This is a genomic window from Stenotrophomonas sp. STEN063 (assembly GCF_056854515.1).
The window spans coordinates 1-12,191 of sequence record NZ_JBXFWF010000095.1; the positions used below are offsets into that span (position 1 = coordinate 1).

Annotated in this window: 11 protein-coding genes; 4 read left to right on the top strand and 7 right to left on the bottom strand. The window is 64.4% G+C overall.

The genetic code is table 11. The annotated features are described in order from the left end of the window. The 5 genes from AC1VWL_RS18185 to pyrE all read right to left on the bottom strand — a co-directional run. Positions 1–757 (bottom strand): P-type ATPase actuator domain-containing protein (locus tag AC1VWL_RS18185; protein ID WP_482987614.1); only part of this gene is annotated, 757 nt, incomplete at its 3' end. Between the two features lie 8 nt (positions 758–765). Further along, entirely contained in the window at positions 766–2,484 is a 1,719-nt protein-coding gene (gene kdpA / locus AC1VWL_RS18190; protein ID WP_482987615.1) for a potassium-transporting ATPase subunit KdpA, read from the bottom strand. Positions 2,485–2,495: 11 nt separating this feature from the next. After that, positions 2,496–2,588, bottom strand: a complete 93-nt coding sequence (locus AC1VWL_RS18195) for a potassium-transporting ATPase subunit F (RefSeq protein WP_054660392.1) — start codon at positions 2,586–2,588, stop codon at positions 2,496–2,498. Positions 2,589–3,196: 608 nt separating this feature from the next. After that, positions 3,197–3,856: a hypothetical protein gene (locus AC1VWL_RS18200; RefSeq protein ID WP_482987621.1), complete on the bottom strand. Its 660-nt coding sequence runs from the start codon at positions 3,854–3,856 to the stop codon at positions 3,197–3,199. Between the two features lie 69 nt (positions 3,857–3,925). Continuing rightward, complete coding sequence (gene pyrE, locus AC1VWL_RS18205) at positions 3,926–4,585, bottom strand: orotate phosphoribosyltransferase (RefSeq protein WP_481533083.1); 660 nt, start codon at positions 4,583–4,585, stop codon at positions 3,926–3,928. Between the two features lie 197 nt (positions 4,586–4,782). Between pyrE and AC1VWL_RS18210 the strand changes: the two genes are divergently transcribed. The 3 genes from AC1VWL_RS18210 (at position 4,783) to AC1VWL_RS18220 (ending at position 7,416) form a co-directional block, all read left to right on the top strand. Beyond that, entirely contained in the window at positions 4,783–5,583 is an 801-nt protein-coding gene (locus tag AC1VWL_RS18210; protein WP_482987616.1) for an exodeoxyribonuclease III, read from the top strand. Further along, on the top strand, positions 5,580–7,109 hold the full coding sequence (locus tag AC1VWL_RS18215) for an AmpG family muropeptide MFS transporter (RefSeq protein ID WP_296252815.1): 1,530 nt from the start codon (positions 5,580–5,582) through the stop codon (positions 7,107–7,109). Before AC1VWL_RS18210 ends, AC1VWL_RS18215 begins: the two co-directional genes overlap by 4 nt. 79 nt (positions 7,110–7,188) lie before the next feature. Continuing rightward, the gene (locus AC1VWL_RS18220) at positions 7,189–7,416 is read left to right on the top strand and encodes a hypothetical protein (protein WP_482987617.1); all 228 of its coding nucleotides are present in this window, start codon (positions 7,189–7,191) and stop codon (positions 7,414–7,416) included. 193 nt (positions 7,417–7,609) lie between these two features. On the opposite strand, the gene AC1VWL_RS18225 is transcribed toward AC1VWL_RS18220, so the two are convergent. Further along, a complete protein-coding gene (locus AC1VWL_RS18225) occupies positions 7,610–8,734 on the bottom strand; it encodes an anhydro-N-acetylmuramic acid kinase (RefSeq protein WP_482987618.1) in 1,125 nt (374 codons plus the stop codon). Between the two features lie 73 nt (positions 8,735–8,807). Beyond that, a complete protein-coding gene (locus tag AC1VWL_RS18230) occupies positions 8,808–10,271 on the bottom strand; it encodes a peptidoglycan DD-metalloendopeptidase family protein (protein ID WP_482987619.1) in 1,464 nt (487 codons plus the stop codon). A gap of 167 nt (positions 10,272–10,438) precedes the next feature. Between AC1VWL_RS18230 and tyrS the strand changes: the two genes are divergently transcribed. Then, a complete protein-coding gene (gene tyrS / locus AC1VWL_RS18235; protein WP_482987620.1) occupies positions 10,439–11,653 on the top strand; it encodes a tyrosine--tRNA ligase in 1,215 nt (404 codons plus the stop codon). The last annotated feature ends 538 nt before the right edge of the window (positions 11,654–12,191 follow it).

Here is a 12,191-nt window from a genome sequence, read left to right on the forward strand (position 1 = left end):
AAAAGCCCGCAATCGCCCGCAGCGTAGCCACCACCACCAGGAAGGTCAGCGACATCGCTGCCAGCAACAAGGTCAACGCGATCTCGTTGGGCGTCTTCTGCCGGTTTGCGCCTTCCACCAGCGCGATCATGCGGTCGAGGAAGCTATGGCCCGATTCGGCACTGACCCGCACCACGATCTCGTCGGACAGCACCTTGGTGCCGCCGATCACGCCGGAGCGGTCGGTGTCGGCCTCGCGCAGTACTGGAGCGGATTCGCCGGTCACTGCTGCCTCGTTGATGGTGGCCAGGCCGTGCACGATCTCGCCATCGGCCGGCACGAACTCGCCGGCGCTGACGATCACATACTCACCCGGGCGCAGCTCGGCAGCTGGCACGCGGCTTTCGGCAGCACCCTGCAACGGCGTGGCGACACGCCGTGCGACCAGGTCCTGGCGTGCACGGCGCAGCGACGCGGCCTGGCCACGGCCACGCGCCTCGGCCACGGCTTCGGCGAAATTGCCGAACAGCACCGTCACCAGCAGGATCGCGGTGACGGCCAGGCCAAAGCCCAACGGCGCGGTGCCGCTGAGGGTGACGATCAAGGCCAGCACGGTGCCGGCCATCACCACCGCCATCACCGGGTTGTGCAGCAGGTGCAGCGGTGACAGCTTGCGGACCGAGTCGAACAGGGCACGGCGCAGGCCGGCGGCATCGAGCAGGGCGGGGCGGCGGGCTGCCGCAGGAGAAGATGCCGCAGGAGAGGCGGAGCGGTTCATGGGGGCGTTCACGGTGAGGGGGCTCCCTGCAGGGCCACCAGGCTCAGGTGTTCGGCCACCGGGCCAAGCACCAGCGCTGGCAGGAACTGCAGCACGGTAAGGACAATGACCACGCAGATAAGCGTCAATGCGAAGGTCGGGGTTTCAATCTGCAGGCTGCCCGCGCTTTGCGGCACCTGCCGCTTGGCGGCCAGCTGGGTGGCGATGACCAGCGGGATGATCAGGATCGGGAAACGACCCAGCACCAACACCAGTGCACAACTCAGGTTCCACCACACGGTGTTGTCGGCCAGTCCTTCAAAGCCCGAGCCGTTGTTGGCATAGGCCGAGGTGAACTCGTAGAACACCTGGCTGATGCCATGGAAGCCGGGGTTGGAGGTGCCGGCCAGGCCGGGCACGGCCAGGGTCAGTGCGGTCAGCCCGAGCAGGGTGATCGGCTGCAGCAACACCAGCACCGCGAGCAGGCGTACCTGCGGCGTTTCCAGCTTGCGGCCCAGCAGCTCGGGTGTGCGACCGGTCATCAAGCCGGCCAGGAACACCGCCATCATCAGATAGACCAGGAACTGCTGGATGCCGCAGCCGATGCCGCCCCAGATGGCACTGATCAGCATGTTGACGATGGGCATCATGCCGCCGAGCGGGCTCAGCGAATCATGCATGCCGTTGACCGAACCGTTCTGCACCTGGGTGGTGATGGACGACCACAGCGCTGTGCCATCGGCACCGAAGCGTGCTTCCTTGCCTTCCATCAGCAAGGCGCTGGTGGCGCTGCGGCTGTGCCCTTCCAGCCACAGGCTGGCGCTGGTGGACAGTACCGACATGGTCAACATGCAGCCGAACACCAGCGCACCAAAGCGACGCCGGCCGGTGAAGCTGCCGAGCATGCAGATGATGGCCATGGGGATCAGCAGGATGCCGATCAGTTCCAGTGCATTCGACAAGGGCGTCGGGTTTTCCAGCGGGAAGGCGCTGTTCGGGCCGTACCAGCCGCCGCCATTGGCGCCGAGCTGCTTGGCTGCGACCATCGCCGCGACCGGGCCGAGCGGGATCTTCTGCGTGTCCATGCCGGCACTGGCATCGATCGGCGTCGCCTGCGGGCCAGCGGCCAGCGTGGAAGGCACGCCCTGCCAGTTCAGCAGCAGCGTCCATACCAGGCACAGCGGCAGCAGGAAGCGCAGGCACAGGCGCACCACGTCGGCGTAGTAGTTGCCCACGGTGACGCGTACGGGGGCATTGCCGGTGTCGTTGCTGGCAGGCTTCATGAACAAGGCACGCAGCGTTGCCACTGCAAGTGCCAAGCCCATCATCGGGGTGATCACCTGCAGGCCGGTGATGCCGGTCATCTGCGCGAAATAGGACAGCTGCGCCTGGCCGCTGTAGTGCTGCTGGTTGGTGTTGGTCAGGAACGACACCATGGTGTGCAGCGCGGTGTCCCAACGCATGTTGGGAATGTTGTCCGGGTTCAACGGCAACCAGGCCTGGGTCATGAACACCGCCTGGGTCAGCACCGCCAACACCAGGTTGCTGATCAGGAACGCGACCACATAGCCGCGCCAGGACATGGAGTGGTTGGGATCAACCCCGAGCACGCGGTACAGCGGTTTTTCGACCCAATGGAAGAGGACGTCGATACGCATCGGCGTACCGCGCATCAGCCGCGCCAGGTACAGACCGAGCGGCCATGCCAGCGCCAGGCTGGCCAGAATGATGAGGATGGGTTCAATCACGATGGCGCTCCTCAGAACGACTCAGGTCGTAGGACCGCGTACAACAGGTAGGCAGCGGCGATCAGCACCACTACGCCGCACAACAGAGCAAGCCAGCCGGGCATGGAAACCTCGAATCACGATCAGGACGCGGCCGGGGCTGCCGGAGTACGCGTCGGTGGACGGGTAGGGCGGCAGGCAGGCGCGAACGACAAGTCTGATCACCCCGATCAGGCCGCTATCGTCCGCCTGGGGGGCGTAAACGATCGACGCTGCTGGGGTTGGGTTGGCGTAAAAGGCGCGTAAAAAGTGGGGTTTTGGGGAGGGGCGGCTGACGGCGCGGTGGAAGCGGCGTCAAAGTCCAGAACCAGAGCCGAATCCTAAGCCAGAGTCAGAGTCAGAGCCGAAGCCCCCTCATCCGCCCCTGCGGGGCACCTTCTCCCGCAGGCGGGAGAAGGCATGGCGGTCATGGCTTGCGGCTGGCTTTGCTTTGGCTCACGGACTTTCAGCAGCTCAGGGACTTGCAGCAGCTCGCGGACTTGGAATTGCAGGAAGCCAATCCCTTCTCCCGTTTACGGGAGAAGGTGCCCCGTAGGGGCGGATGAGGGGAAGCTTTTGACTGGAAGCTTTTAAGAAAAAAGCGGCCCTCAGGCCGCTTTCATTCTCAATCCAACAATTGATCGGGAAAGCCCCTGCCGAGCATGGCTCGGCACTACCGCCTACCGGCTACCGCTCAGCCTTTGGCAGGCTCTGTGCTGGCAGTAGGTGCGGTTGCAGCCGCTGCGGTATCAACCGGCGCTGCAATCCCCTTCAGCTCGCGATACCGCGCCAGGCTCTCGGCGATCTCAACTTCCAATGCCTGCCGCTGCTGCTCAAACGCCATCTGCAGGCGCAGCTGTGCGATCAGTTCGTTGTGACGCTGGCGGATCTCGCCGGCCTGCTTGTCAGGCACCTTCTGCCCGGCCAATTCCTTGTTGCCTGCAGCGGTGAGCTGTGCCGCCAACGCGCCACGCAGACTGGTCACGTTGAAGACCGCAGTCTTGACGTTGTTGTCGACAATCGCCGTGCGCTCACTGAACACACGGCGCAGATCATCTTCAGTGGCGTAGGTGGACAGCATCGCCTGCTCGGTACGCTTGCGCGTATCAGCCGCCGCTGCGTCCACTTCCTCCTGGGCTTTGGCCAGGGCCGCGTCGGCACGTTCTTCGGCGGTGAGCGCGCGCTGCACATCCGCACCGCGGATGCCGCTACGGGCGTTGAACTCCTCGCGCGCCTTGTTCACCGCTTCCGGTGGCAAGGTGTCCGAACAGATGCGCTTGCCGCCTTCATCCCAGCAATACAGCTTCTTGCCGGGATCGGCTGGCTTGTTCTGCGCCAGCGCCGGCAATGCCAGTGCAGCCAGCATCAGCACCAACGTCGCGGCGGTTTTGGACGGATTCGGCACCATGGCAGCCCCCTGCTATCAGCCTGTCGGATTGCTCCCGTAGCGGCCACGGTAGGCCAGCAACGGTTCGCGATAGCCAACAAGTTCCGGGTTCCCGGACGCGAATGCAAGCAGATCGGCCAGATTGGCCACCGCGATCACCGGAATACCGGTCTCTGCGGACACCGCCTGCGCGGCTGAACGGCGGTCTTCTTCCGAAGCGATCTCCTGGCGGTCCAGTGCCACCACGATGCCGGCCGGGATGCCCTTGGCCTCGCGGATGATGGCCAGGGCCTCGCGGATGGCAGTACCGGCGGTGATCACGTCGTCAACGATCAGGATGCGCTTGCCGGCCATGTCGGCGCCGATCAGGGTGCCGCCTTCGCCGTGGTCCTTGGCTTCCTTGCGGTTGAAGGTCAACGGCAGGTTGCGGCCGCGGTGCGAGAACTCGCAGGCAATCGAGGTGGCCAGCGGGATGCCCTTGTAGGCCGGGCCGAACAGCTGGTCGAAGGCAATACCGGCGTCGTCGATGGCGTCGGCGTAGCAGTTGCCCAGCTGGGCCAGCGCCAGACCGGTGTCAAAACGGCCAGCATTGAAGAAATACGGGCTCACCCGGCCAGACTTGAGGGTGAACTGGCCAAAACGCAGCGCGTCGGCATTCAACGCCAGCTGCAGGAAACGGGAACGGTGGTCACTCATGTAAATACGCTGTCTTATCGTCTATTGAGGCTCCTAGGGTAAAGCATGGCCCTTGCAATTGCTGCGCTGCGGGTCCGGGCAGGGTCCCCGCAGCGAACCGGGCTGCTGTCAGGGGAAAGCTGAGGCCCGGTTTGTCGGCCGCCCCGGTCCGGGCGGTATGCTGTGCCGGTCTTGAGCTTTCCCAACAGCGGTCCTTCATGCGCATCATCAGCTTCAATGCCAACGGCATCCGTTCGGCCACCACCAAGGGTTTCAACGAGTGGTTCCTGGCCCAGCAGGCCGACGTGCTCTGCATCCAGGAGACCAAGGCGCAGGAGTCGCAGCTGACCGACGCGCTGTTCCGCCCGGACGGCCACCATTGTTTCTACCGCGACGCCATCACCAAGAAGGGCTATAGCGGCGTAGGTATCTGGAGCCGGCGTGAGCCGGACGAGGTGCGTACGGCACTGGGCTGGGCGCCGTTCGATGACGAAGGCCGCTACATCGAGGCGCGCTTCGGCAACCTCAGCGTGGTCTCGTTCTATATCCCCTCCGGGTCCTCGGGCGAGCTGCGCCAGGGCTTCAAGTACGAGGTGATGGAATGGTTGAAGCCGATCCTCGACGAATGGCTGGCCAGCGGCCGTGATTACGTGCTGTGCGGCGACTGGAACATCGTGCGCAGCGCGCTGGACATCAAGAACTGGAAATCCAACCAGAAGAACTCCGGCTGCCTGCCGCAGGAGCGCGACTGGATGAACGGCTTCTGCGCCGACCAGGCCGAGCTGACCGACACGGCCAACGGCCGCGGCTGGGTCGATGCCTACCGCGCGCTGCACCCGGAAGGCCAGGACTACACCTGGTGGAGCAACCGCGGCGCGGCCCGCGCCAACGACGTCGGTTGGCGCATCGACTACCAGTTCGTCACCCCGGGCCTGCGTGATCGCCTGCGTGGCAGCTCGATCTATACCGGCCAGCGCTTCTCCGACCACGCCCCGTTCACCGTGGACTACGACCTGTGAGTGAAGCGGTAGTGGAAGCCCCGCCGGCCGGGCTGCAACGCCTGCGCCGGTTGTTCGTGATCCTGCTGCTCGGTTTTGCCTCCGGCCTGCCATTGGCGCTGACCGGCGGCGCGATGCAGGCCTGGCTGACCGTGGACGGGCTGGACCTGGTCACGCTCGGCTTCCTGTCACTGATCGGTATCCCGTACACCTTCAAGTTCCTGTGGGCGCCGCTGATCGACCGCTTCGATCTGCCATTACTCGGGCGCAGGCGCGGCTGGATCGTGCTGATGCTGTTCGCGCTTGGCGTGGCATTGACCTTCATGAGCACGCTGTCGCCATCGCGCAACCTGGCGTTGTTCGCGTCGGTCGCGGTGCTGGTGGCCTGCCTGTCGGCGACGCTGGATGTGGTGATCGATGCCTACCGCACCGATCTGCTGGCGCCGGCCGAGCGCGGCCTGGGCGGTTCGCTTACCGTCCTTGGCTATCGTCTGGCGATGGTCCTGTCTGGCGGCATCACCCTTATCTGGGCCGAGCAATGGCAGAGCTGGCCGCAGGTCTACCGGGTGATGGCGGGCTTGTCGGTGGCAGTGGGCGTGTTGGCGCTGCTGTTGATGCCGCAGCTGCCGGAGCGCTTCAAGGCACCGGTCTCCAAGGCCGGCGGTGAGCTGCGTGGTTTCCTGGCACTGGTCGCCGGCGTGGCGCTGGGAGCATGGCTGGCCCACCAGGCGCTGGTGTTGTTCGGGCTCGATCCGGACAGCACCGACCGCTGGGTGCGGCTGGTGTTCGTCGTCACCCAGATCGCCGCGGCCATGGTGTTGGGGCTGGGCGTTACCCGTTGGGTGCGGTTCGAGACGCTCAACGCGTCGCTGCGCAGCTATTTCGGCATGCGTGGCGCGGGGGCGTTCCTGGCCTTGGTGGTGCTGTACAAGGTGGGCGATGCGTTCGCGTTGAGCCTGTCCACCCCGTTCCTGCTCAAGGGCATGGGTTTCAGCCAGGCTGAAGTGGGGCTGGCCAACAAGACCATCGGCCTGTTGATGACGATTGTTGGCGCCATCGTCGGTGGCTTCTTCCTGCTGCGTCTGCGTCTGTCGACGGCGGTGATCGGCTTCGGGGTGCTGCAGTTGGTGTCCAATCTCGGTTTCTACCTGCTGGCGCGGGAAGGAGCAGGGGCCTGGGGCACGGTTGAGGTGCCGGCGTTCAACCTGTTGATCGTCCACCTGGACCAGCCTACGCCGATGGATGGCCTGCTGCTGTTTGCATTGAGCCTGGACAACTTCGCCGGTGGCATGGGCACGGCCGCGTTTGTTGCCCTGCTCAGTGGTCTGTGCGGGACGCGTTTCTCGGCTACCCACTACGCCTTGCTATCGGCATTTGCGACCTTGGGGCGGGTGTTTGTCGGGCCGTTTGCGGGGGTGTTGGCCGACGCCTACGGCTGGCAGATTTTCTTCCTGGTATCGGTGGTGGTGGGCCTGCCGGGCCTGCTGATGGCATGGTGGCTGCGGCGCGAGGTCGATGCCACTACCCAGCTGTCGCGCGCGGGTTGATCCCGCGCGCTGATTGAATCCTCCGGCGGTGTCGTTGATGATGCCGCCGGGGGGCTCCGCCGACAGTAGTGTGGTGCACATGGCTGACGTGACTCTGCGTGATATCGATCCGCTGCTGATGGAGCGCATCCGCCGCCTGTCGGTGGCGCGCGGCTGGACCCGCGAACAAACCTGCCTGGCGTTGCTGGAACAAGGCTTGTTCGCCAGCGAACATCATGTGCGTGGCGGATTCGAAGACCCCGAAGTGGATGTCCTGTCCGAAGCGATCAAGGCCCTGCAGGCGCTGCCGACCGGCAGCGACATTTGAACGACTGTAGAGCCGAGCCATGCTCGGCTGAGGCGTTCCCGGCAATGCCTGAAATGCCTGTAGGAGCGGCGTAAGCTGCGAAGTCACTGAAGGATCCGGCGTAGACAGCGCTGGGCAATCCCGCCTTGGGTATGCACGTCGATTGGACGCAGGGTCAGCTTCGCGGCTTACGCCGCTCCTACAACCCCGGTGCTCATGCCAGATGAATTGCGCCCAGAATCCTCGGCCCGCGCGCACCGCTGACGCTGGGCAGATTGCCTGGCCGCCCCGCCAGGGTTTCCTGCGCCAACCACGCAAAGCCCATCGCCTCCATGTAATCCGGGTCCAGCCCGTGTTCGGCGCTGGAACCGATCAGCACACCCGGCAACCGTGCCTGCAATCTCGCCAGCAACTGCGGATTGCGCACCCCACCACCGCAGACCAGCACGCGCCGCGCCGCCGGCAGCTGTGCCAGCAATGCCTCGGCCACCGTGGCTGCGGTCAGTTCCAGCAGCGTCGCCTGCACATCCGCAGGTGCCAACGCATTCACGCCCAGCTGCGCCTCCACCCATTCCAGATGGAACTGCTCGCGACCGGTGCTCTTCGGCGGCGGCAAGGCAAACCAAGGCTCGGCCAGCAGCCGACCCAACAGTGCTTCATCCACCCGGCCACTGGCAGCAAACGCGCCATCGCCATCGAACGCATGACCAAGATGGCGCTGGCACCAGCCGTCCAGCAAGGCATTGGCCGGGCCGGTATCAAAACCGCGGATGCTACCGTCGCGGGCAATCAGGCTCAGGTTGGCGATGCCACCTAGGTTGAGCACCGCGCGATCTTCGTCGGCACTGCCCAGCATCGCCAGATGGAAGGCCGGCATCAGCGGTGCGCCATGCCCGCCAGCAGCCACATCGCGGCGGCGGAAATCGGCAACGGTGGTGATACCGGTCAGCTCGGCAATACGGTTGGCATCGCCGGTCTGCCAGGTGAACGCCGGAGTGCTCAGCGGCCGATGACGGATGGTCTGGCCGTGCGAGCCGATTGCCCGAACCTGCTCGCGGCGCACGCCGGCATCTTCCAGCAGCTGGTTGGCGGCAGCGGCGAAGGCGATGCCAACACTGGCATCCAGCTGCCCCAGTGCATCCATCGATGCGGGCTCGCCGCCTTGGCCCAGTGCGATCAGGGCATCGCGGGTCGCGCCGTCCCAGGCATGGGTATGACCGTGTACGAAGCGGCATCCACCGCTCTGCGGAAACTGCACCAGCGCCGCATCGATGCCGTCGGCGCTGGTGCCGGACATCAGGCCAAGAAACAGCGGCAGCTGCGGATCAACAGAGGTCATGGCGGTCGCTAAAAAGAAACGGGCAGGGAAGCTTCAAGCTCCCTGCCCGTATCGTCAACGGTGTTGCGCTGGCTCAGCCGCGCTTGCCGCCTGCTGCCGGTGCGGCAGCGGCAGCGGCAGTCTGCGTTGCCGCCGGCTTCCTGCTGTCGCCGGCATCGGCGTAGATCAGTTCTTCCATGCCCTGGATGCGTGCCATCGCCGGTGCGGTCTGTGCACGGAAGGCGGCCAGGTCGGCGCCCTGCAGCGGCTGCGGCGGCGGCATCGTCACCGACAGCGGGTTGCGGTGCACGCCGTTGACGCGGAATTCGTAATGCAGGTGCGGACCGGTCGACATGCCGGTGGAACCCACGTAGCCGATCACCTGGCCCTGGTTCACGCGCTGGCCGGCACGGTAGGGGCCCAGCCGCGACATATGCCCGTACAGCGTGGTGTGGCCGCTGCCGTGGTCGAGGATCACCACATTGCCGTAACCACGCTGGGTGCCGGCGAACTGCACGCGGGCGTCGCCGGCGGCCATGATCGGGGTGCCGGTGCGTGCGGCGTAATCCACGCCCTTGTGGGTGCGCATGGTGCCGAGGATGGGATGGCGGCGGGTGCCGTAGTTCGAGCTCAGGCGCGCGAACTGGATCGGCGAACGGATGAAGCTCTTTTTCAACGAACGGCCATTGAGGTCGAAGTATTCGGACTTGCCGGCGCGATCAAAACGGAAGCCGGTATAGGTCTTGCCGCCGGTCTGGAAGGTCGCCGCCAGGATCTTGCTGGTGTCGATGCGCTCGCCTTCGCGCCAGGTTTCGTCGAGCACCACGCTGAAACGGTCGCCCGGCTGCAGGTCCTTGGAGAAGTCGATGTCGTACTTGAAAATCTCATCGGTCATCGTGGCGATGGCCGACGGCGACAAGCCAGCCTTGCGGGCGGCGTTGTACAGCGAGCTGGTGATCTCGCCGCTGGCCACCACGGTACGGGTGCTGGTTGCCCGCTCGCTGACCTTTTCGCTGATCTGGTCGCCCTGCAGGGTCAGCTCCACGCGGTGATTGCCATCGCGGTCGAAGCGGATGCTGCGCAGGCTGCCGTTGACCGGCAGGTCGAAGGCGATTTCCGCGCCCGGGCGCAGCTTGGTCAACACCTCGCGGGTGCCCGGATGGTCCAGCACCTTCTGCATGGTGGTCGCCGGTACGCCGGCGGCTTCGAACAGGTCACTCAGGGTCTGGCCGCGCTCCACCCGCTGGATCTGCCAGCTGTCGCCGGGGGTTTCGCCGCGCCGCGCCAGTGACAGCGGCGGCAGGGGCAGGGCAAGCGTGGAATGCGACGACGGCAGGTTGCTGTCAATGGAATTGGAAAAACCGGGGACGATCGTGGCCGCCAGTGCACCGATGGTGACGAACAGGCTGGCGTGGATCCAATGCCGCCGGTTCCAGCGTTCGTTGAACGCGGCGGGCAGATGTTCCTTCAACTTCCGATGCAGGGCGTTGTCGTGCAGGACGTGGAGTCTTTCCTGGAAGCGCTGTTTGCGCGCGGAGCCATGATCGGGTTGGGACATCGGTCGGTTCTCTGGTCGACCCGGATCGCGGGCCCAAACGCAGGTAACATAGACACCTATCAATACCGCGTCAAACCATTGAGCCGCATGGCTTTTCAATCGGTTAACGTGGTTAACTTGTACTTAACACCATTCATGTTTTTGACTGCGAAGTCGGGAGTTTTAGCGTGTCCTCGATTGATGAAGCCCTTGCCCTGATCGGTCGTGGAGCCGATGAAATCCTCAAAGTGGAAGAACTGCGCCAGCGTCTGGAAAGCGGCCGCCCACTGCGCGTGAAGGCCGGCTTCGACCCCACTGCACCGGACCTGCACCTGGGTCACACCGTATTGCTGAACAAGCTGCGCCAGTTCCAGGACCTCGGCCATCAGGTCATTTTCCTGATCGGCGACTTCACCGGCATGATCGGCGACCCGTCCGGCAAGAGCCTGACCCGCAAGCCGCTCAGCAAGGAAGACGTGCTGGCCAATGCGCGCACCTATGAAGAGCAGGTGTTCAAGGTGCTGGACCGCGAGAAGACCGAAGTCCGCTTCAATTCCGAGTGGTTCGGCAAGATGACTGCGGCCGACATGATCCGCCTGGCCGGCCAGCACACCGTCGCCCGCATGCTCGAGCGCGACGATTTCGCCAAGCGTTATGCCGCCCAGCAGTCCATCGCCATCCACGAATTCCTCTACCCGCTGGTGCAGGGCTACGACTCGGTGGCGCTGGAGGCGGACGTCGAGCTCGGCGGTACCGACCAGAAGTTCAACCTGCTGATGGGCCGCGGCCTGCAGGAGCACCACGGGCAGGCGCCGCAGATCGTGCTGACCATGCCGTTGCTGGAAGGCCTGGACGGCGTCAACAAGATGTCCAAGTCGCTGGGTAACTACATTGGTATCAGTGAACCGGCGATCGACATCGTCACCAAGACCATGAAGGTGGACGACACCTTGATGTGGCGCTGGATCGACCTGCTCAGCTTCGACATCTCGATTGACGAGGCCAAGCAGCTGCGCGCCGACGTCGAGGCAGGCAGCATCAACCCGCGCGAGATCAAGCTTCGCCTGGCGCGCGAGCTGGCTACCCGCTTCCACGATGCTGCTGCTGCCGAGCAGGCCATTGCCGGCTGGAATGCCGCGGTGACCGGGCAGGGCGACATCACCCAGCTGCCGCTGCAGGAAGTTGCGATCCCGGCCGAAGGCCTGCGTATCGGCGCGCTGCTGACGGCTGCGGGCCTGACCCCCAGCAACTCCGAAGCCTCACGCAAGCTCAAGGAGCGTGCGGTGAAGGTGGACGGCGAAGTGGTCGAAGACGCCCAGACCGTACTGCAGCCCGGCTTCGAAGGTCTGCTGCAGGTAGGCAAGCGCACCTTCGCCCGCGTCCTGCTGGTGGCAGCCAACTGACAGCGCAAGCGAGCAAAGCCCCCTCTCGCACAAATGACGCTCAAAGCCCTTCTCCCGCTTGCGGGAGAGGGGTTGGGGTGAGGGCAGAGCGAAGTGGTGTTGTTTCCGCGGCACCGTAAGCTCAATCAGCGCATCTATACGGCTCCGGCTCCGCACATTAATAAGGTGCAAGCAAAGCACTCCCAGCTTCTCCAGCGGCCCAATGAACGAAAGTTGGAAAAAACATCCAACACCCCCCTTCACAAACCCCGCAAAGAAGCACATACTTCACCTCCCCCGACGCAGGGGCCTCGCAAGAGGCGCAAGCGGAAGGAAAGCTTGAAGTCACCGCCTCGAAATGAGGTGTTGACGAAGCAGAAAAGCCGGCTATAATGGGCGGCTCGCTACGACGGAAACGTCGCAGCCTGCGAAGAAGGCGCTGAGGCCTGATTCGAAGTTCTTTGAAAGTATGCGCAGGTATCTTGTGAGGACGCCTGCAGGAATGGATGACTGTCCATCTTGCAGACGTTTAATCAAGCAATGATTCAATTGTTTTAAT